21 protein-coding genes are annotated in these 20748 nt (G+C 64.1%); 10 read left to right on the forward strand and 11 right to left on the reverse strand.

Annotation, left to right across the window (positions count from 1 at the left end; all coding sequences use genetic code 11):
- Positions 1-79: 79 nt before the first annotated feature.
- A complete protein-coding gene (locus JQ587_RS17110; protein ID WP_212426024.1) occupies positions 80-1630 on the reverse strand; it encodes an ABC transporter substrate-binding protein in 1551 nt (516 codons plus the stop codon).
- 217 nt (positions 1631-1847) lie between these two features.
- Between JQ587_RS17110 and JQ587_RS17115 the strand changes: the two genes are divergently transcribed.
- From JQ587_RS17115 to JQ587_RS17125, 3 genes are all read left to right on the forward strand, one after another.
- A complete protein-coding gene (locus JQ587_RS17115; protein WP_212426025.1) occupies positions 1848-2486 on the forward strand; it encodes a TetR/AcrR family transcriptional regulator in 639 nt (212 codons plus the stop codon).
- Positions 2487-2783: 297 nt separating this feature from the next.
- Entirely contained in the window at positions 2784-3446 is a 663-nt protein-coding gene (locus tag JQ587_RS17120) for a DUF3313 domain-containing protein (RefSeq protein WP_212426026.1), read from the forward strand.
- Positions 3447-3478: 32 nt separating this feature from the next.
- Positions 3479-4048: a DUF2147 domain-containing protein gene (locus JQ587_RS17125; protein WP_212426027.1), complete on the forward strand. Its 570-nt coding sequence runs from the start codon at positions 3479-3481 to the stop codon at positions 4046-4048.
- A gap of 9 nt (positions 4049-4057) precedes the next feature.
- On the opposite strand, the gene JQ587_RS17130 is transcribed toward JQ587_RS17125, so the two are convergent.
- Positions 4058-4369 carry a hypothetical protein gene (locus JQ587_RS17130; RefSeq protein ID WP_212426028.1) on the reverse strand — a complete coding sequence of 104 codons (312 nt, stop codon included), beginning with the start codon at positions 4367-4369 and terminating at the stop codon, positions 4058-4060.
- Positions 4370-4532: 163 nt separating this feature from the next.
- Between JQ587_RS17130 and irrA the strand changes: the two genes are divergently transcribed.
- On the forward strand, positions 4533-5003 hold the full coding sequence (irrA, locus tag JQ587_RS17135) for an iron response transcriptional regulator IrrA (protein ID WP_212426029.1): 471 nt from the start codon (positions 4533-4535) through the stop codon (positions 5001-5003).
- 12 nt (positions 5004-5015) lie between these two features.
- Here irrA and JQ587_RS17140 read toward each other — a convergent pair whose 3' ends face one another.
- On the reverse strand, positions 5016-6566 hold the full coding sequence (locus JQ587_RS17140) for a winged helix-turn-helix domain-containing tetratricopeptide repeat protein (RefSeq protein ID WP_212426030.1): 1551 nt from the start codon (positions 6564-6566) through the stop codon (positions 5016-5018).
- A gap of 134 nt (positions 6567-6700) precedes the next feature.
- On the opposite strand from JQ587_RS17140, the gene mddA reads away from it, so the two are divergent.
- Both mddA and JQ587_RS17150 read left to right on the forward strand, forming a co-directional pair.
- Positions 6701-7489 (forward strand): methanethiol S-methyltransferase, encoded by a 789-nt coding sequence (mddA, locus tag JQ587_RS17145; RefSeq protein ID WP_212426031.1) that lies wholly within the window; start codon positions 6701-6703, stop codon positions 7487-7489.
- A gap of 120 nt (positions 7490-7609) precedes the next feature.
- A complete protein-coding gene (locus JQ587_RS17150; RefSeq protein WP_212426032.1) occupies positions 7610-8032 on the forward strand; it encodes a GFA family protein in 423 nt (140 codons plus the stop codon).
- 38 nt (positions 8033-8070) lie between these two features.
- Here JQ587_RS17150 and JQ587_RS17155 read toward each other — a convergent pair whose 3' ends face one another.
- On the reverse strand, positions 8071-9630 hold the full coding sequence (locus JQ587_RS17155) for a winged helix-turn-helix domain-containing protein (RefSeq protein ID WP_212426033.1): 1560 nt from the start codon (positions 9628-9630) through the stop codon (positions 8071-8073).
- A 247-nt stretch (positions 9631-9877) separates the two neighbouring features.
- Positions 9878-10276 (reverse strand): BA14K family protein, encoded by a 399-nt coding sequence (locus JQ587_RS17160; RefSeq protein WP_212426034.1) that lies wholly within the window; start codon positions 10274-10276, stop codon positions 9878-9880.
- A gap of 247 nt (positions 10277-10523) precedes the next feature.
- Between JQ587_RS17160 and pcaB the strand changes: the two genes are divergently transcribed.
- Positions 10524-11885 carry a 3-carboxy-cis,cis-muconate cycloisomerase gene (gene pcaB / locus JQ587_RS17165; protein ID WP_212426035.1) on the forward strand — a complete coding sequence of 454 codons (1362 nt, stop codon included), beginning with the start codon at positions 10524-10526 and terminating at the stop codon, positions 11883-11885.
- A 113-nt stretch (positions 11886-11998) separates the two neighbouring features.
- Positions 11999-13255 (forward strand): aminopeptidase, encoded by a 1257-nt coding sequence (locus JQ587_RS17170; RefSeq protein WP_212302705.1) that lies wholly within the window; start codon positions 11999-12001, stop codon positions 13253-13255.
- Between the two features lie 75 nt (positions 13256-13330).
- Here the strand turns inward: JQ587_RS17170 and JQ587_RS17175 are convergent, their stop codons facing one another.
- On the reverse strand, positions 13331-13885 hold the full coding sequence (locus tag JQ587_RS17175) for a hypothetical protein (RefSeq protein WP_212426036.1): 555 nt from the start codon (positions 13883-13885) through the stop codon (positions 13331-13333).
- 237 nt (positions 13886-14122) lie between these two features.
- On the opposite strand from JQ587_RS17175, the gene JQ587_RS17180 reads away from it, so the two are divergent.
- Entirely contained in the window at positions 14123-14578 is a 456-nt protein-coding gene (locus JQ587_RS17180) for a cupin domain-containing protein (protein WP_212426037.1), read from the forward strand.
- 74 nt (positions 14579-14652) lie between these two features.
- Here the strand turns inward: JQ587_RS17180 and JQ587_RS17185 are convergent, their stop codons facing one another.
- The 5 genes from JQ587_RS17185 to JQ587_RS17205 form a co-directional block, all read right to left on the reverse strand.
- Positions 14653-15705, reverse strand: a complete 1053-nt coding sequence (locus tag JQ587_RS17185; protein WP_212426038.1) for an amidohydrolase family protein — start codon at positions 15703-15705, stop codon at positions 14653-14655.
- Between the two features lie 113 nt (positions 15706-15818).
- Entirely contained in the window at positions 15819-16340 is a 522-nt protein-coding gene (locus tag JQ587_RS17190; RefSeq protein ID WP_212426039.1) for a hypothetical protein, read from the reverse strand.
- A 63-nt stretch (positions 16341-16403) separates the two neighbouring features.
- Positions 16404-17219, reverse strand: a complete 816-nt coding sequence (locus JQ587_RS17195) for an MBL fold metallo-hydrolase (RefSeq protein ID WP_212426040.1) — start codon at positions 17217-17219, stop codon at positions 16404-16406.
- A 103-nt stretch (positions 17220-17322) separates the two neighbouring features.
- Positions 17323-18849 carry a permease gene (locus JQ587_RS17200; RefSeq protein WP_212426041.1) on the reverse strand — a complete coding sequence of 509 codons (1527 nt, stop codon included), beginning with the start codon at positions 18847-18849 and terminating at the stop codon, positions 17323-17325.
- Positions 18846-19595 carry an ABC transporter ATP-binding protein gene (locus JQ587_RS17205; protein WP_212302893.1) on the reverse strand — a complete coding sequence of 250 codons (750 nt, stop codon included), beginning with the start codon at positions 19593-19595 and terminating at the stop codon, positions 18846-18848. The genes JQ587_RS17200 and JQ587_RS17205 overlap by 4 nt, the downstream gene beginning before the upstream one ends.
- A gap of 272 nt (positions 19596-19867) precedes the next feature.
- Between JQ587_RS17205 and JQ587_RS17210 the strand changes: the two genes are divergently transcribed.
- The gene (locus tag JQ587_RS17210; protein ID WP_212302892.1) at positions 19868-20743 is read left to right on the forward strand and encodes a branched-chain amino acid ABC transporter permease; all 876 of its coding nucleotides are present in this window, start codon (positions 19868-19870) and stop codon (positions 20741-20743) included.
- The last annotated feature ends 5 nt before the right edge of the window (positions 20744-20748 follow it).

Consider the following 20748-nt stretch of genomic DNA (forward strand, 5'->3'; position numbering starts at 1 on the left):
GTCATACCTGGTAGCGTGACCCGGAGCCACGGTGACGGTGAACTCCCTCGCCCCGCTCTTGCGGGGAGAGGTAAGAGGCTCACTTGTCGAGCCATGCGTCCTTGAAGCCGTCGTTGACCCCGATGCCCGTGGTGATCAAATTTTTGACCTTGCAGCGCATGATGGTCGGGAATTGCAGCTCGAGCATCCAGGCCACCGGCACGTCCTCGACCAGGAGCTTTTGCGCCTTCGCATAGATCTCCTTGCGCTTGGAGTCGGGCGTTGCGACCGCGCCGTCGGCGAACAGCTTGTCGATCTCGGGGTTGGAGTAGCCCTCGACGTTGTTGAACACCTGGCCCTTGGCGATAGCGCTGGAGACGTAGTTGCGCCCCACACCGAGTGCGGGATCGCCGTACTGGTAGAGATAGGTGAAGGCGATGTCGTAATCCCAGTCGCCGATCTTCTGGTTGCCGCCGGCAACGTCGGTCGAGATCGTCTCGATGCTCATGCCGACGTCCATGAGGTTCTGCTTCACCGCTTCACCCCAGCGCTGCCAGGTCTCGCCATAGGCGAGCGGCAGCAGGCGGATTTTCTCGCCCTTGTAGCCGGCTTCCTTCAGCAGCGCCTTGGCCTTGGCCGGGTCGTAAGGGTATTTCGGCACGTCGTCGGTGTAGTATTTGATGGTCGAGGCCGAGGGGCCGGTCGCGACCTTGCCGAGCCCGTTCCAGATCACGTCCTTGGCGAAGTCGCGGTCGATCGCATACATGATCGCCTGCCGCACCCGCTTGTCGGCGAGCGGACCCTGGCGGTTGTTGAGCCACAGCCAGGCCAGCGGCGAGAAGAACTCCCAGCCGGCGCCGGTGACGCAGGTGTCCTTCAGCTTCGACAGCCGCGGCACGTCGAAGTTCTCGACGGAGCCGCCGGGCAGCACGTCGACCTTGCCGGTCTCATACGCCACCGAGCGCGCAGCGGCGTCGGGGATGATCTGCCAGTAGATCTCGTCGATATAGGGCTTGCCCTTCTCGTAATAGTTCGGGTTCTTGACCAGCCGAATGAACGAACCCTTCTGCCATTCCTTGAACATGAAGGGGCCGGTGCCGATGGGCGCGTTGTTGTACGGATTGGTCTTCCAGTCGGTGCCTTCATAGAGATGCTTCGGCACCATCGGCATCGAGCCGACCTCGAAAATGCCGAGGAACGGGCCGAACGGCTGCTTCAGCGTGAAGACGACCGTGTTATCGTCGGGCGCCTCGACCTTGTCGACCTGCGCGAGATTGTTGCGGGCGCGCGCATGCGTCTGCTTCAGCATCTCGACTGAGAACAGCACGTCGGCTGCGGTGAAGGGCTTGCCGTCATGCCAGGTGACGCCTTTCCTCAGCTTGAACGTGTAGGTCTTGGCGTCCTCGCTGACGCTCCAGCTCTCGGCGAGTTCCGGCTGCGGCTCGAGCTTGGGGCTGTAGCGCAGCAGGCCTTCGAAGATATTGCCCGACACCATCTGGGTCGGGCCGTTCTGGATCATCGCAAGCATCAGGCCGGGCGGCTCGGGCTGGATCACCGCATTGATCACGCCTCCCGTTTTCGGCTCTTGCGCCAGCGCCGAGGCCGAGAGGCCGCAAGCCAGGAGGAGACCAAGCAACACTCGTTTCGACATGCCGTATCTTTCTCAAGCGCGGCCAGCCGTAAACGCTGCGCGATTTCCTCGCGCGCGAAGCCACGGCCGGCCCGTCCCAGTCCCCATCCGGGCGCGAGGCTCACACGGTCCCGTTCCGCGCCGCAAGATGAAAGTCTCGACAGAGTTCGCACAAAAAATGTACAGCGCGTCCTGTTTTCACTTGATTCATTGTCTTGTCACGGAGACAAGTCGGCCCATGGATAATGCCACACGCTCCGAACGGTCTCGCAATGCTGCCCTCGAAGCGGCCATCGCGATCATCGCGCGCGACGGACCCGGCCGGCTGACGCTCGATGCGATCGCGCGCGAGAGCGGCCTCAGCAAGGGCGGTGTGATGCACCAGTTCCGCACCAAGGAAGCGGTGCTGAAGGCGCTGCTCGAACGGCAGATGGCGCATTTCGAGGAATTCTCGACGGCCTATATGGCGAAGGTGAGCGCGACCTCGCCAAATCCCAATTTGGCAACCCAGCTCGCGACCGTGCGGGAGGCGGCGACCTCGCCGAATTCCGCGGCGCTGGCGCTGGTTGCGGCCATGGTCGAGAATCCCAGCCTGATGGCGCTGCCGCGTGGGCGCGAGATGGAGCGAATGGCGGCGATCAGGGAAGAGGCCGCCGACCCTGATCTCGCGATACTGCGTTGGGCCGGCGCGATGGGTTTGCTGCTGAGTTCGTTGTTCGGCATGTCGCCGCTCAGCAAGGACGAGCACCAGCGGCTGTTCGCGCGTCTGGTCGATGACGCGCAGTGGGCTGGCCTGGAACGGCCGGCGGCGAAACGTTCCGCCAAGCCCGCAGCCGCATCGGCGGCAAAGGCTGCAAGCAAGCGCAAGCGCGCCTGATTCACCGTTAACGAAATCCATCCGTTAACTGCCCAAAGCCGCGCCTGCGGCCAAATGCGTCGGAGTACGGTTTTGCCACTTTACAAACCGTCTGGTCGGTTTTATATACCCGAACACTGAGACGGCCCGAGGCTTCCGAAATGGCCCCGGACGAAATCATGGGCCGGCAATGGTGAGCGTCGCAGCCGCGTGTGGTCCCGTACGCGGCTGCGGTCCCCAAAGGCCTTTGCCAACGATATTTGCCAAAGGCCTTTGCCGAGATTGGCCTTTTTCTGAAAGCCGTTAGAGGAGTTTGCAATGGATCGCTCGATCGCCCTGCGCGGTCTGGGAACGCTGATGCTTGGCGCGCTCGTAACCGGCTGCGCCTCGGTCGCACCCGTGCCTTATTCGGAGATGGCGTCGTCCGCCTACATGGCGCCCGACAAGTCGGATGCCTCCGGCCGCGTGCCCTACCGCTATTCCACGTCGGTCGACTGGCGCGTATATAATAAAGTGATCCTCGAGCCCGTCGTGATCTATCGCGGCAAGGACCATCAGTTCGGCGACATGTCGGACAAGGACAAAGCGACGCTCGCCGCGTACATGCAGACCCGCTTCGCCGAGCGGTTGCGCGGCCGCTTCTCCCTGGTGCGCGAGCGCGGGCCTGAGACGCTGCGGATCAGGCTGACGCTCACCGGCGCCGTCACCAACACGCCGGTGCTCGGCACGCTCTCCCGCTTCGACATGGCGGGCGCCGTCTACAACGGCGTGCAGGCCGCGCGCGATGGCGAGGGCATGATGACCGGATCGGTCATCTACGGCGTCGAGATCTTCGACGCGTCGACCGCACGCCTGCTCTCCGCCTACGTCACCAAGCAATATCCGGGAGCCTACGACATCAAGGCAAGCGTCGGCGCGCTCGCGGCTGCCAATGCCGGCGTCGACAAGGGCGCCGATGCGCTGATGGCGCAACTGAACTGACGCCGCAATCCTCTCAACGAAAGGTGCCGCTGATGAACATTCTCCTTCGCTTCGTGCTGCGCGTCGCCATCACCATCGCGATGATGGCATTTGGCGGTCGTGCCGGCGCCGCCGCGCCCGCCGATCCCAGCGGCACCTGGCTGGTCGAGGATGGCCGCGCCCGGATCAGGCTCGAGCGCTGCGGTCCCGCGCGCGACCGCATCTGCGGCTTCATCGTCTGGATGAAGGAGCCGGCCGACAAGCGCGGCCAGCCACTTCGCGACAGCCAGAACCCCGATCCCGACAAGCGCGCCCGTGTGCTGCTCGGCCATCAGCTCATCATGGGCTTGAAGGCGACGCCAGAAGGTCGCTTCGGCGGCGACATCTACAATGCCGAGGACGGCAAATCCTACTCGGTCACGCTCTGGCGCGAATCCGCTGACCGGCTCAAGCTCAAGGGATGCCTGATCAAGTTCTTGTGCCAGACCCAGACCTGGCAGCAGACCCTCGACGCTCAGCCAGGCCAGCTCATCGGCCTCACCGGCGATCTCAACGGTCCCCGCGCCGACAAGGAATGGGCGCAGGTGCCGGCACCGAAGCCGACTCAGGTCAAAGCCAAGTAGCTTCCGCGCTCACGAGGTTTCGAGCGCCTGCTGCAACTCTCGGACCGCGCTGACGAGCAGCTCGCGATGTGCGATATCGTCCTTTGGAATCGCAGCGACGCTCGTCGCGAGCTCGCGCAGGATGCCGGCGAGCAGGCCAAAGTTCAGATGCAGGTGCACCGACTTGCGCACATCCTCGGTTCCGGGCCGCTCGAGCACAAGCGCCACGCCGTTGCCGTCGAGCCGTGCCTCGAACCGGGACGAATGTTCGAAGGTGCCGACGTAGAACTTGTCGGGGTATTCGAGCGCGACTTCCGCCCGATCGGGAATGGGTTTTGACATGCTGCCCTCGTCGTATGCTGCCATCCTGGCAGACCCGAGAAGCAGCCGCTTTGCGATAGGTCAGAGATGGTCGCCGGAAATTTGATCAGGATCAACGCCAACCCGATGCGTTTGCGATCCGATTGCGGGACGCGCAACGTCATGCATGCGGAGACGGTCGGCAATGGACGTCCTCTCGGGCCTTCCCGAAACGGAAACAGATGATCTCGTTGCGCCGGTCGCGGACGAGGCCGGAGCACGTTGCGTGCGATTGCTCAGCGATGCCGGCTTGCGGGCCACGCGGCATCGCCTGGCGCTGGGCAAAATGTTGCTGCTGGGAGAGCATCGTCATGTCACCGCCGAAGGCCTCTACGACGAGGCCATGGCGGCCAATCTGCGGCTGTCGCTGGCCACCGTCTACAACACGCTGAACCAGTTCACCGAAGCCGGCCTGCTGCGCCGGATCGCGGCCGACGGCATCAAATCCTTCTTCGATACCGACACCTCCGTGCATCCGCACTTCTATCTGGAGGGCGAGGATGTTCTGGTCGACGTCGCCGGCGGCCTTGCCTTCAGCAAGGTGCCGAACGCGCTTGCCGGCCACGAGATCGAGCGGCTCGACGTCATCGTCCATCTGCGCCGGAAGCCCTCCTAGCGGCAGCGCCGATCAGTTCAATCCGGCCCGCCGAAATCCTTCCAGATAGTGCTGGCGATCCGCGTCATTGGCCCAGGGCAGTTGCGTCGCGATCCAGTCCAGCGAGATATTGGGCTGGGTGCGGCGGAGCTCCCCCAGCGCCATGTCCGCCAACGCGCTGTCGCCGGTCATGCCGGCGGAGACGGCGAGCACGCGATAGGCGCCGGTGAGATCGCCGCGATGGCGAATCGCCTCGCGCGCGAGAGCGATGGCCTCGTCATAGTGCCGCTCGGTGAAGCGGGCATAGCCGGCGATGCCGTAATAGATCGCCAGCGACGGATCGCGCGGCGAGAGCCTGATCGCCTTTTGCGCCGCTTCGAACGAGTCGCTCGATCGTCCGGCATAGGATAGCGCCAGGGCATAATAGCCCTGCGCCAACGAGAAGTTCGGATTGAGCGCGAGCGCCTGCTCGAATTCGGACAGCGCGTCCGCAAGCCGGCTCGTCGAGAAGCAGACGCTGCCGAGCGCGGCATGGGCCCAGGCATTGTCGTGGTCGCAGCGCATCGCGGCGAGCGCGGCGTCCTCCGCGATCGGTGCCGTCGTGGCCAGTTCGGCCCAGCCCAGATGCACGCCGAACATGTGGCTTGCGGCGAATACTGCCAGCGCCTGGCCGTAATTCGGATCGATTGCGATCGCGCGCTCGAGCAGCTTCTGCGCCGCGGCGTGATCCTGCGGCGTCACCCGCCAGTAGTGCGACAGTCCCTGCATCAGCAGGTCCCAGGCGTCCAGGCTCGAAGGCAGCTTGCGATGCGTGCGGAAATTCTCGGCCGCGTGAATCTGGGGTTCGATCGCCGCGACGATACGTTCGGTGATTTCGTCCTGCACCGCGAAGACGTCGACCAGCTCGCGGTCGTAGCGCTCGGCCCAGAGGTGGCCGCCGGTGGTGGCGTCGTTGAGCTGTGCTGTGATGCGCACGTGGTTGTCCACCTTGCGTACGCTGCCCTCGACGATGTAGCGCACGCCGAGCTCCTCGGCGATCTGCTTGATGTGGACCGCGCGCCCCTTGTAGGTGAAGGACGAATTGCGGGCGATCACGATGAACCAGCGTTGCTTCGACAGCGCAGTGAGAATGTCCTCGCTGATTCCGTCGCCGAAATATTCCTGGGCGGGGTCGCCGCTCATGTTCTCAAAAGCGAGCACGGCGATACCCGGACGATCCGTCGCGACGCGCGCCGAGCCCGGCACCGCTTCGGTCGGCGCAGGCCCGGCTGCCGCTTCTTCCCGGACTTCGCCGACGAAGCGAAAGCCCTTGCGCGGAATCGTCTTGATCAGCCGCTGCGTCGCGCCGTCGTCGCCGAGCGCCTTGCGTGCAGCATTGATCCGGCTGTTCAGTGCGGAATCCGAGACGATGCGGTCGCTCCAGATCTGGCTGATCAAATCGTCCTTGCTGACGACGCGGGCGCGCTCCGCAACGAGGTAAAGCAGCAGATCGAACACCTGCGGCTGCAGCGGCACGGTCGTGCCGGCGCAGGTCAGTTCGCGCAGGTCGCCGTCGAGCACATTGTTTTCAAAGACAAATCGCACGTTTCTGTCATCTCAAGCAAAAATCAAAGTCGTCTCAGGTGAAAATCAACCGGCCGCGAAAGTCTTCCGGCCTCCGGTCCGGCATGGTGCAGGGATTCAAGCCGTGCCGATGCCCCGGCACAACGGAGCTTTCCATGACCCAACTCGATCATCAGGTTCATTCCATCGGCCCGGAGATTGCGGGCTCGCGCATTTTCAAGTTCATCGCCTTTCTTTACGGAATTGCGGCGTATCTCGTGTTCTTCGTCACCATTCTCTATGCCATCGGCTTCGTGATGGGGTTGGTGGTGCCGAAGACCATCGACACTGGAACCGACACGCCCACGGCCGAAGCCGTGATCATCAATCTGCTGCTGATGACGCTGTTTGCGGTTCAACATAGCGTGATGGCGCGCCAGCGCTTCAAGGCGTGGTGGACGCAATTCGTCCCCAAGCCGGTCGAGCGCTCGACCTATGTGCTGTTCGCGAGCCTGTCATTGCTCCTCCTGTTCTGGCAGTGGCGTCCTTTGCGCACGGTCATATGGGACGTCGCAAATCCGGATCTTGCCGTGACGTTGATCACGCTGTCCTTCGCGGGCTGGGTGCTGGTGTTCACCTCGACCTTCATCATCAATCATTTCGAATTGTTCGGATTGCATCAGGTGACCAACCATCTCGTCGGCAAGCAGGCCACGGCGCCGCGGTTCAAGACGCCGCTGCTCTACAAATTCGTCCGTCATCCGATCTATCTCGGCTTCATCATCGCCTTCTGGGCGGCACCGATCATGACCGCAGGCCACCTGCTGTTTGCGGCCGTGACCACGGCCTACATCTTCGTCGGCATCGCGCTGGAGGAGCACGATCTCGTCGATCTCTTTGGCGACGACTACCGGCAGTACAAACAACGAGTCTCGATGCTTATTCCCTGGCGCCGGTCAACCTAGCTGCCGCGCCCTCCGCCGCGCGTCCGCCGATCGGAGGACGCGCAGCCGGACTTTATTTCCAATCCAAGAGTTCCAATCCAAGAGTTCCAGCTCAAGAATTTCCATCTTAGGAGAACCAAGATGAAACATGCCGGACACTGCTTCTGCGGCGCGGTCACGATCGAGGTCACGGGCGCGCCGGAAGCGATGGGCTATTGCCATTGCCGATCCTGCCGATCGTGGTCGGGCGGACCGGTGAATGCCTTCAGCCTGTGGAAGCCGGAGGCCGTGCGCATCACTGAAGGCGCGGAGAACGTCGGGACCTTTGCCAAGACGCCGCTCAGCCAGCGCAAATATTGCAAGAGGTGCGGCGGCCATCTCATGACCAATCACCCGCCGCTGGCCCTGATCGACGTCTTCACCGCTACCATTCCGACGCTCGCCTTCGCGCCCGGCGTCCACGTCAACTATTCCGAGACGGTGCTGCCGATGCGCGACGGCTTGCCCAAGCTGAAGGACTTTCCGGCCGAGTTCGGCGGTAGCGGCGAGATGATGCAGGAGTAGAGGCTGCCTCCCTTCCGCAAACGGGAAGGGGATATACGTTACCTCATCCCCGCGCGCCGAAATCCCTCAAGATAATGCGCGCGGTCCTCTTCGCGCAGCATCGGCAACTCCCGTGTGATCCAGGCGAGCGAGATGCCGGGCTGGGCGCGGCGTAATCCTTCCAGCGCGGAGGCGGCAAGCGCGGAATCGCCTGTCATGCCGGCGGCGGCCGTCAGCACGCGATGCGCGCCGACGAAATCGGTCCGCTGCCGCATCGATTCCCGCGCCATCTGGATGGCGTCCTCGTAGTTGCGGCCGATGAACTGGGCGTAGGCTGCAACACCGCAATAGATCGCGGCGAGTGGATCGCGCGGGCTGAGTTGCAGCGCGCGGCGTGCAGCGGCATCGCCGTCCTGCCATCGTCCGGCGTAGCACAGCGTGACCCCGTAGAAGGCGTGTGCCATCGCGAAGTTCGGGTTGAGCGTCAGCGCCAGCTCGAATTCCGCCAGCGCGTCGTCGAAGCGGCGGCGGAACAAATAGGTATAAGCGAGGCCGTGATGGGCCCAGGCATCGTCGCGATCGGCTTCCACCGCGGCGAGCGCTGCGGCTTCCGCGACGGGGACGGTCGCGGCCATGTCGGCCCAGCCCATATGGGCGCCGAAGATATGGCTGGTCGCGAGCAGGCCCAGCGCCTTGCCATAGGCAGGGTCGATCGCGATCGCCTGCTCGAGCAGCCTCTGTGCCGAGGCATTGTCCTCGCGCGTGATGCGCCAGTAATGCGACAGTGCGCGCATCACGAAATCCCAGGCATCGAGGCTGCCCGGTGGCTTCTGCTGGGCGCGAAAATTTTCCGCGGCATAAAGCTGCGGTTCGATCGCGGCGACCATGGCTTCGGTGATCTCGTCCTGCACGGCAAAGATATCGGCGAGCTTGCGGTCGTAGCGCTCGGCCCAGAGATGGCCGCCGGTCGAGACGTCGTTGAGCTGGGCCGAGATCCGCACACGATCGCCGCTGCGCCGCACACTGCCTTCCAGCACATAGCGCACGCCGAGCTCGCGCGCGATCTCGTTGAGATGCACGGCGCGGCCCTTGTAGACGAAGGAGGAATTGCGCGCGACGACGAAGAACCAGCGCAGTTTCGACAATGCGGTGATGATGTCTTCGCTGATGCCGTCGGAGAAATAGTCCTGCTCGCGGTCGCCGCTCATGTTGGTGAAGGGCAGCACGGCGATCGCGGGGCGGTCGGATAGCGCAAGCGAGGCGTGCGACGCTGTGACGCTGCGGCGGAGTTCCGCCGTCACCGTCCCCGACTTGGTCTCGACGTTGCCGACGAAGCGAAAGCCCTTGCGCGCGATGGTGCGGATCAGCGCCTGGCTCGCGCCGCTGTCGCCGACCGCCTTGCGCGCCGCGTTGATCCGGCTGGTCAATGTCGATTCGGAGACGCTGCGGCCGTGCCAGATCTTGTCGATCAGCTCGTCCTTGCTGACGACCCGGTCGCGGTTTTCCATGAGATGGACGACGAGGTCGAAGACCTGCGGTTCCACGGAAACGGGAACCTGCTCGCGGCTCAGCTCGCGCCGGTCGGTGTCGAGAAGGTGGTCCTGGAACATGAACTGCACGTCGAAAACTCAGGTCTCACGGTGACTTCAAGCAATGATGAAATCAAAATGGATTTCGACTCGAAGTCTGTGAGTCCGCCGGGAGGTCGACCTGGTTCAACGCGACATCCAGATGGCTGCTATGCCATTTGCGATGAGGAATACAATCTGAATGGGAATGAGGCGGTTTCGGTCAGATTGTCTTGGTCAGATTATCGCGGCACCCGGACGATATCCGGATGCCGCGGCGGGTCGTCATGGCAGATCGTCATGGGCACGGATGGCGCCGGCCGTCGTTGCCGAGATAGAGCCCCGTGTTCGGGTTATAGGATTTGTAGCGCTGCATGCAGTATTGGATGTCGCCTTCCGGAGGTCCGTAAGCAGCGGGCGGCGGCGGATAGCCCGGCCCATAGTAATAAGGCGAACCGTAATAATAGGGCGCAGCGACTGCGCCGCCGATGATTGCGCCGGCTGCGAGCCCGCCGACGAACGCGCCGCCGCCCCAGCGGCGATGTCCGTACCAGCGCACCTGCTCGATCTGACCGGGTGCTGTTTGCGTCATCGCGAGCGGCTGGCCAACCGGCGCCGCCGATACCGCGGTCAATGTCGCAGCCGACAGGCCCGCCAGCAGACAAGCTCCAGCAACGAAGCGAAACGATTTCAACATTGTGGTCTCCTCGTCATGCGGCGGCACGGCGCGCCGCAGGCAAGTGATAGTGCAAGTGCGCAAGCGCGCTGAATTAAAATTTGGACAGGATGGTGGTGTTGCGGGAGTACGCCGACATCTCCTCATCGACGTCCTGGCGAAAGCCAGGACGACATCAGATGTGTGGTTAGGTCCGAATGTTCATTGCCGAACGCTGCGGCCCGCGTAAGCTGTCCCCAGAGACAACAACCGCCGCAAAGAAACGCCCATGCCCGTCTTTCCCGCTTCGACCACCGTGCTCGATTCCATGTTGTTTCGCGATGCCTTCGGCACGCCCGCGATGCGCGAGGTGTTTTCCGACGTCGCGCTGGTCGCGCGTTACGCCGAGATCGAGGTGGCGCTGGCGAAGGCGGAGGCAAGGTGCGGCGTGATCCCGCAAGAGGCCGCCGACGAGATCTCGGCGCGGACCGATGTCGCCGCGCTCGACTTCGATCTCTTGCGGCAGGAGACCGATATCGTCGGCTATCCGATCCTGCCGCTCGTGCATCAGCTGGTGAAGCAGTGCGGTGAGGCCGGCCGCTACGTGCATTGGGGCGCGACCACGCAGGACATCATGGACACTGCCGTGGTGCTGCAATTGCGCGCAGGCTTCGAGATCATCGAACGCGACATCGCCGAGCTGCGAACAATCCTCGCCGATCTTTCGCAGCGCCATCGCGATACGCCGATGGCGGGCCGCACCCATCTCCAGCAGGCACTGCCGGTGACGTTCGGCTACAAGACCGCGATCTGGCTTGCGATGTTCGATCGCCACGCCGACCGTCTCAAGCAATTGAAGCCGCGCGTTCTGGTCGGGCAGTTCGCCGGTGCCGCCGGCACGCTGGCTTCGCTTGGCGACAAGGGGTTTGAGGTGCAGGAGGCGCTCTGCGCCGAGCTGAAGCTCGGTGTTCCCGCCTCGACCTGGCACGTCGCGCGCGACGGCTTTGCGGAAGCCGTCAATTTCCTCGCGCTGGTCACCGGCTCGCTCGGCAAGATCGCCCTCGACATCATGATCATGGCTTCGACCGAATTCGCCGAGGTCTATGAGCCCTTCGTCAAGGGGCGCGGCGCCTCCTCGACCATGCCGCAGAAGCGCAACCCGATCTCCTCGGAGCTGATGCTTGCGGCCTCCAAGGCGGTGCGCCAGCAGGCGGGCCTGATGCTGGATGCCATGGTGCAGGACTTCGAGCGCGCCACCGGCCCCTGGCACGCCGAATGGATGGCGATCCCCGAAAGCTTCGTGCTGACCGCAGGCGCGCTGCACCAGGCGAAGTTTGCGCTCGCCGGCCTCATCGTGGACGAGGCAAAGATGAACGACAACCTTGCCCTTAGTCGCGGTCTGATTGTGGCCGAAGCGGTCATGATGGGGCTCGCGCCGCAGATCGGCAGGCAAGATGCGCACGACGTGGTCTACGACGCCTGCCGGCTCGCCAACGAGAAGGGCCTGACGCTCGCGGACGCGCTCTCCTCCGACACCCGCGTGTCGAGCCGGATCGATCGTGCCACCATCGAGGCCCTCACTTCACCGAAAAATTACCTCGGTCTTGCCCCTGCCATGGTCGACCGGGTGCTGAAATCGGCAACGCGTTGAAAACCAAAATGCGTGAAACTGCGTATCTTTCACGGCTTGCAAGGCGCTCGCACACTTGTGTCTCGTGATGCTAGGCTTAGATTGAATGACAGACTTTCGGCAGAGGACCCGGCATGACTGATCACCGCGATACTTCCACGACCATCGATCCCGTGAAGCTCGACCGGCTGGCCGAGGTGGCGGTGAAGGTGGGACTGGGCTTGCGACCGGGACAGGATCTGCTCTTGACGGCGCCGGCGATCGCGCTGCCGCTGGTGCGGCGCATCGCCGTCCACGCCTACAAGGCCGGGGCAGGCATCGTGACGCCGATTCTCTCCGACGAGGAGATGACGCTGGCGCGCTACCGCCACGGCCACGACAGCAGTTTTGATCGCGCCGCCAACTGGCTCTACGAGGGCATGGCCAAGGCGTTCTCGGACAACACCGCCCGTCTCGCCATCGTCGGCGACAATCCGATGCTGTTGTCGGGGGAGGATCCTTCCAAGGTGGCGCGCGCCAGCAAGGCCAATTCGATGGCCTATCAGCCGGCGCTGGAAAAGATCGTCAATTTCGACACCAACTGGAACATCATCGCTTATCCGAGCCCGTCCTGGGCCAAGCAGGTCTTCCCGAACGATTCCGAAGAGGTCGCGATCGGCAAGCTCGCGGATGCGATCTTCGCGGCCTCGCGCGTCGATCGCGAGGACGCGATGGCCAATTGGGCCAGCCACAATGCGGTGCTGCGCGAGCGCACCAACTGGCTCAACGGCCAGCGTTTCCGCGCGCTGCAGTACAGTGGTCCCGGCACCGACCTCACCATCGGGCTGGCCGACGGCCATGAATGGGAAGGCGGCGCCTCACTCTCCAAGAACGGCATCAGCTGCAACGCCAACATTCCGACCGAGGAGGTCTTCACCACGCCGCATTGCCGTCGGGTCTATGGCCATGTCGTGAGCTCGAAGCCGCTGTCCTACCAGGGCACGCTGATCGACAACATCGCGGTGCGCTTCGAGGACGGCAAGATCGTCGACGCCAAGGCCTCACGCGGTGCCGAGGTGCTGAACAAGGTGCTCGACACCGATGAGGGCGCACGACGGCTCGGCGAAGTGGCGCTGGTGCCGCATTCCTCGCCGATCTCGCAGAGCGGGCTGCTGTTCTACAACACGCTGTTCGACGAGAATGCAGCGTCTCACATCGCGCTCGGCCAGTGCTACTCGAAATGCTTCATCAACGGCGCGCAGCTGACGCCGCAGCAGATCGCCGCGCAAGGCGGCAACCAGAGCCTGATCCATATCGACTGGATGATCGGCTCGGCCGAGACCGACATCGACGGCATCCTGGCCGACGGCAGCAAGGTGCCGGTGTTTCGCAAGGGCGAGTGGGCGAAGTAACCGACGCTGGTGCGCGGGGACTCTTCACCTCTCCCCGCTGGGGAGGGGTGAACAACTGGCCAAAGCAATGGTCACTCACGCCGCCGCGTGGCGCAGCGTCGGGTTGTTGTCGATGCTGAAGCGGTTGAACAGAGTCGTGAACGGGCTGCCGTCCATGGCCCGGACGATGGCGTCGGACGCCGCGACGGCCTCGTAGAGCGCGCCGACCGGATCGTCCGCCTCCGGCAGGTCAAGGCCTGCTCGAATTTCCTCTCGCGCCTCGTTGACGTCGTCCTCGTCGTCGAGTGTCGCTTCCAGCGCGTCCGCCGCGCGCCGCATTTCCTGGAGATCGCCGCCGGCAGAGAATTTGAGGATGTCCAGCCAATAGGGGCGGGCGACGACCAGCTGGATGAACGCTTCAAAACTCCCGGCGATGATCCCGGCGCGTCCCTCCGATGAGACGTAGAGCACATTTTCCGTCGGCAGCAGCACGAAGGCGCCGCCGGAGCCGTCACTGCCGATCTGCCTGGGGCTTTCGACGCCGTCGATCGTGAACCAGGGCTCCTCGTCTGGCGCGAACGCGACATCGAGGCTCCCGAGCCAGGCGACGACCTCGCCTTGGGTTGTCAGAACCTCTGGGGTCAGGGACATCGGTGGGGCTCCTTCCAGGTCGTCTCGCGCACTTTGTCGCACCCGGGAAAAGTCGGGTTCATGTGCGCGAATTTGCAGGGAAATCTCGACGTTAACCGCTTCGCATCTGCAACTTGCGGCTGATTGTCGGGGCCTGCGTAAGAAAGAATTAAAAACCGGCTACTAGCGTTCCCAACATCTTTCGAACAATCCGGGCCGAGACCCGGCCATATTTAATTATATCCCCTGGGGAAGCAGATGTCGCGAGCTTTGATTGAAATCGGTAGTTGCAATGTGGATCTGGAGCTGCGGCCGATCGAGCCGGCCTGGATCATCGAGGGTAACCCGGTTTCGCGTTCGCACATCCTCTCGACCAGCTCGGACGGCACCTCCTCGACCATCATCTGGTCCTGCACCGAAGGCCGCTTCAACTGGTACTATGATTTCGACGAGACGATCATGATCCTGGAAGGATCGATCGTGCTCGAGAGCGACGGGCTTCCGCCGAAGCGTTATGGCGTCGGCGACGTCATCTTCTTCCGCGATGGCGCGCATGCCAAATGGCATGTCGAAGGCCACGTCAAGAAGATCGCCTTCTGCCGCAAGACCAATCCTGCGGTCATCGGCTTCATGGTCCGCGTCGTCAACAAGCTGAAGCGGATGTTCCTCTCGCCCGGCGAGCGCCGCCCTGCGACGCTGATGGGTGCCGGCTGATCATTTTCACGGACGCTTCCCAGCGGCCACGACGGAAGAGGGGGCGGGACCAACATCCCGGCCCCTCTTTCGCGTCATGACGGCAGTTCGAGCCGGTAGACATCCGTCGCGGTCTGCGAGAACAGCGCTGTCTTCTCCGCCTCGCTCAAGGCTGAGGCGATGCGCTTGAAGGCATTGAAGATCACCTGGTAGCTGCACTGGCCCTTGTCCGGCGGGAAATTGCTCTCGAACATCGCCCGCTTCACGCCGAAGGCCTCGATGCAGGTTTCGACATAAGGCCTCCACGCCGCGGCAAGCTGCTCGGACGACGGCGGCCTCTCGCGCAGATGGAAGTCGTAGCCGAGCAGGCACATCGCGAGGCCGCCGAGCTTCACCACCACGTTCTCGCAACTGGCGATCTCCCGGATCGAGGCGCGCCACTGCGCAAACACCTCCTCGCGCCGTCCGGCAAAGCGGCCGACCCCGGCCGGCCCGCCGCAATGATCGAGCACGATCCTGGTGCCGGGGAAGGCGCGGGCGAGTTCGGTCAGCTCGCCGATTTGCGGATGAAACAGCCAGGCATCGAAGCTGAGGTTCAAGGGCGCGAGGCAGGCAAAGCCCTTGCGGAAGGCCGGGTCCTGCAACAGCCCCTTCGGCCGGTTCGCATACATGCCGGCGACGACCGGGTCCTCGTCCCAGGCGGACGAATGCCGGATGCCGCGGAAGCGGCCGTTGCCGGCAGCGATCTCCGCTTCCAGCACCGGCTTGGCGGCGTCGCCGAGCAGCAGGTTCACATGGCTGACGATCCCGGCGCAGATCGCCGCCTTGCCATAGCCACCGCTCGCGCTCATGGCGGCGACGCCGTTGGCGAACTCGACCTCTCCGACGGGCCGGAATGCCTCCGGCCCATGCGCACGGTACATCGAGCGGCAATCGACATAGACGGTGGCGATGATGTTATGCCCGGAGGCGATGTCGGCGGCCATCTCCTCGATCAGATAGCGCTGGCCGCGATTCCAGAGATGATGATGCGGATCGACGATCGGCCGCGCGAGATCGATGATCTCCTCTTGATGTTGCACGAGCCAGTCCTCGCGCGGTTCGACGAATAGCCCGCTGGTGTTGGCGGGCAGACCGCTTGCGGCCATCGATGTTCGCTCCCTCATCTTCTTTGCGGCGGGGAGCCTAACACCTCGTCTCGTCACGCAGCAGCGCGCCTTGCGCAACCGCGCCCTCCGTCGCGAGCACGGCGACGTTGCCTTCAGCCCTTGCGCCGTGTCGCTCTCACCTCTACCACCAGTCGCCATTCCGTTGCAGCCGCGGGTTTGACCTCGCCGAGCCAGTGAAAGGAATCGCCTGTGATGTCAACGAAACTCCATCGCGTGAGATCACCGGCCTCGGTTGTGCCCTCCTGCACGATGTCCTCGCCGCGCGCGCGGCCGATCTGCTGACGGAACACGCATCGCGCCGGATCGAACCAGCAAATCCGCCACGCCGACATGGAGGGATCGTAGACGCGCAGCGTCGTGCCGTACCAATTGCCGGCGATCGGGAAGGCCGGGCTGCCGGCGGGACGCGGAATGATCCAGACGTCTTGCACCGCGCGCCCTTCCAGCACCCAGCCGAAATGGATTTCGCCGGGGGCGCTATGCTTCGTTCCATCAGCGCCGTGGGCCGTGATCTCGGCATTCCAGTCACCGACGAAACGGCCATAGAGCCCCAGCGCCGCCGCGTGTTCGGGGTTGGGTCCGTCCGCGTGCAGTAATCTCGCAAAGTCGGTCATGTCGATCTCCTCCTGCCAGGAGGTCAGCACGACCGGCCGCGAGCCGGCTTGGAGAAAATTGCGTCAGACCCCGTCGAGGATGATCACCGTCGGTGTCGACGGCAGCGTATCCCGCGATATCCGCAGGGAACGCTCGGTGCGGCGGTCGATCTCGAACTGCTGGCCGATGCGGCGCATGAATTCGTCGAGCGGGGTGGCGAAGCGGTGCATCGGCAGCACCACCGAGGCGCGCAGCCGTCTGGTGATCTCCGAGACGCCGTCGAGCGACATGGTGTAGGTGCCGTCGATCGGGACCATCACGATGTCGAGTCGCCCGATCTGGGCGAAATGGCTGTCGTCGAGCTTGTGGTGGAGATGGCCGAGATGGCCGATGCAGAGGCCCGCGACCTCGAAGATGAAGATCGAGTTGCCGTCGCGGATCATGTCCGCGCCGGAATCGTCGCCGAAATAGCGGCGGATGTCGGTCGTGACGTTGCGGATGAAGGTGTCGCCGATGCGTTCCGAGACGATGGCCGGCTTGCCGTCCTCGCCCCAGCCATGCAGCACATGGGGAATGCGCTTGTCGGGATTGAGGGAGTAATGAGTGCTGTGGGCCCGGTTCATGGTGACGACGTCAGGCAGCCGGCCGACCTGATAGGCGCCGCTGTAGTCGGTCGCGATGCGTACCCCGCCGGGCGTGTCGATGAAATAGGTGGAGTGGCCGGCATAGGTGATCTCGACCTCCGGCGCGGCCGCCACCTGCCGGAAGGCCGCCGGCATGATGCGAGGCGCCGCGTTCGCCATCGCCAGGCATTCGCCGCGTTGAGGCGGCTGCTGGGCGAGGGCAGGTGAGAGACATGCGCTCAACAGCGCAAATGCCGCCGAAATGAGTCGCCACATATCCAGTCCCCAATGACGTCAGGGAAAGTCTAGCGTGCAATGCAGCGCGTGGCCAACAGGCCGCGATCAACAGCGCGTCAGTGTCGCACCCGCGCCTCCGCCCTTAGTCTCGCCTTGGACTGGCCTTCCAGGTCATCGCCACCAGACTCGCCGTAATCAGGCCGCTGACGATGCCAGCGGTCGGAAGCGTGAGCAGCAGCGCAGCGGTGGCGGCCCAGCCGATCGAGGAAAAGGCCTCGGCAAAGGTGGCAAGCCGCGACGAGGTCTGGCGGCGGCGGAATTGGCTGCGGCGGGCCTGGATCCGAAACCAGAGCTGGATCGCGGTGGCGGAGGCCGCGCTGACGATGATCATGGCTGCCGTGATCGCAGCCTGGAACGGCGAGGCGAAAACCAGCGCCGCAACCAGCGGGCTGAAGATGACGGCGATCGCGATCAGCACCACCTCGATCTTGGCGCGGATGACGCTCAACGGCGTCAGCGGCGCGGTCGCGACCAGATCAGGCGCGTCCTCGCCCGAGATTGTCAGCCAGGCGAGTCCGCCGGCGAGCTGACCTGCCGCCATCACGATGACGGGCGAGATCAGCGTCAACGCGACAGAGCTGTCGGCAAAGCTGCGCCACAGCAGCAGCGCCGGCGGCACCAGGTAGAGCAGCTGCATCAGGGTTTGCGAGATCAGCCAGGGATCGCGATAGAGCAGCACGAACTCCTTGCGCCGCAGCGCCTGCTGCCGCGAGCCGCCGCGGAACGGCCGCTCCCGCGCGCGCTTGCGGCTGGATGTGCCGTAGGCGGCGGCATCGATCGCGGTGTCGGCGAAGCGGCCCGAGAAGATCGCCATCACGCTTCCCAGCAGCACCAGCCCGAGGGCAAGCAGCAGCAGCAGCGCCGCGCTGTCGCCCATGGTCGCTCGCGCCGGCCACCACCAGATGCTGTCGATGTCGGGCGCGTGGGCGGCCAGGGTCCCGGACGTGAGAATGGTGAAGCGCGACAGCGTGCCATAGGAGATGATCGCCGCGACCTGGAGCGCGATCACGAAGCCTGCGCCGATGATCGCGGACAGGATCTGGGCTATGAAGCGTGTTCGCGCCGGGCCGATCAGGCGAAACAGCAGGATGGTGATGGCGATCGCGATCGCCGCGGCCGACAGGCCCATCGCGATGACCACGCCGAAGGCCGCAAGCCAGCGCGGGCCGCCACCGATCACCAGCACGTCGATGAAGGGCGTCGAGAACAACAGCGCCATCACGGTGACGGAGAGCGCGATTGCGGCGATGCGCACCGAGAACAGATTGGCGAGCCGCGCCGGCGAGGACATGATGAGATCGAGGTCGGCGCGGGCGTAAAACACCCGCGTCACCGATTCGATCGCCTGCGACAGCATCAAGGTCCAGGCGAGCAGGATCGTCGCCGAGATCACGATCAGCGAGGATTTGTCGAGCGGCAGCTGCAGATTGGCGAAACGGCCGATCACGGCCCAGGCCGGCACGTGCAGGAGCGCGGCGAAGAACAGCAGGCCGATCACGGCGGCGCGGGCGCGCCTGCGCCGGCCGCCTGTCATCATGGCGAACCATTCGCGCCAGGCGAGCCGAAGCTCGTGGCGCGCAAACCAGGACAACGCGGTCGCCGAGCTCATGCCGCTTCCTGAAGCGTCACCAATGCGATGAAGAGATCTTCCAGGCTGGTGTCGGCATGGCCGTTCTGCTGGCGCAGCTCGGTCAAGGTGCCCTCGGCAACCAGGCGGCCGGCGGCGATCACGCCGATGCGGTCGGCCATGCGCTCCGCGACCTCGAGAATATGCGTCGTCATGATGACGGTGCAGCCGGCGCGGACGCGATCGCCCAACAGCCCTTTCACATGGCGGGCTGAAACGGCGTCGAGGCCGGTCAACGGTTCGTCCAGGATGATGAGGCGGGGATCGTGCACCAGCGCGCCGGCGAGAGCGACCTTCTGGCGCATGCCCTTGGAGAAGCCCTCGCAGCGTTCGTGCCGGTGCGGCTCGAGCCCGAGCGAGTTCAGGAGCTCCTCGGCGACCGGTTTCGAGATTGACGGTGCAATGCCCCAGAGGCCGGCGACGAATTCAAGATATTCGAGCGGGGTGAGCTTGTCGTAGATCATGGGCTCGTCGGAGACCCACGCCATCACCTGCTTGGCCGCCACGGGGTCTTGAAGCGCGTCGATGCCGAAGATCGAGACACCACCGCCGTCGGGCCTGAGCAGGCCTGCAACCATGCGCAAAGTGGTGGTCTTGCCGGCGCCATTGGGGCCGACCAGCGCATAGAATTCGCCGGCATGAATGGTCAGGTCGAGGTTATCGACCGCCAAACGGTCAAAACGTTTCGTTAACCCTCGGACTTCGAGCGCCGAGCTATCCGGCTTCATGACGGCCACACCATCCGGTTTTGCATCGGTCGGGACCATGACCTGAAGATGTTTCGGCACGGTGAATCGCGCTGCCGCAAATTCAAGCATCCGACTTCGACTACACCTTGGACTAAAGGCAAGTCACCGTTTGTTGACAGCGCTTTACGGTTCAGGCTGAATTGGCGCCGGGACAAATGGCGCTCACGCGGCGAAACGACTGCGTAGCGGCTGGACACAAGATGCGTCAGGCGGTCGTCAAGAGCCGCGGGCTGCATCGGGAGGACGCGGCGATGCTGGATTTCGTTCAGCAGCTGGTCAGCGGTGTTGCGCTCGGCTGTGTCTACGGCCTGATCGCACTCGGCTTCGTGCTTGTCTACAAGGCCACCGAGGTCGTCAATTTCGCCCAGGGCGATCTGATGATGCTGGGCGGCTTCTTCGCCTTCACCTTCATCGGCATGCTCGGCCTGAACTATTGGCTGGGGTTCGCTGCCGCCGTCGCCGCGATGGCGCTGTTCGGCATGCTGGCGGAGCGGGTCGTGGTGCGGCCGATCCTCGGCTATCCGCAATTCTCCGTCATCATGGCGACCATCGGCCTCGGCTACTTCCTGCGCTCGATCGCGGGCATGATCTGGGGCACCGACGATCTCAAGATCGAGACGCCGTTCAGCCAGGGCGTGCTGCGCATCGGCTCGCTGGTGCTCGCCTATGACAAGCTGTCGGTGATTGCGGCGACTGTCATCCTGTGCGCGCTGCTCTACATCTTCTTCAACAAGACCACGCTCGGCACCGCGATGCGGGCTTCTTCCGAGAACATGCTCGCGGCCTATTACATGGGCATTCCGGTCAAGCGCGTGGTGTCTATCGTCTGGGCGATCAGCGCCGCGGTCGCGACCTGCGCAGGCGTGCTGCTCGCGCCGATCACCTTCATCCACTCCAATGTCGGCCTCGTGCTGGGCCTGAAAGCGTTTCCCGCCGCCGTGCTCGGCGGCTTCGGCTCGATTCCCGGCGCCGTCGTCGGCGGCGTCCTGATCGGCGTGATCGAGAGCATGGCGGGCTTCTATCTGCCCGAGGGCTGGAAGGACGTCGCGCCCTACATCGTGCTGCTGGCCGTGCTGCTGCTCAAGCCCGAAGGCCTGTTCGGCCTTCACGTTCGCAAGAAGGTCTGAACGCC

Origin of the sequence: Bradyrhizobium manausense, assembly GCF_018130615.1 — a bacterium.
GTDB classification, from domain to species: domain Bacteria; phylum Pseudomonadota; class Alphaproteobacteria; order Rhizobiales; family Xanthobacteraceae; genus Bradyrhizobium; species Bradyrhizobium manausense_A.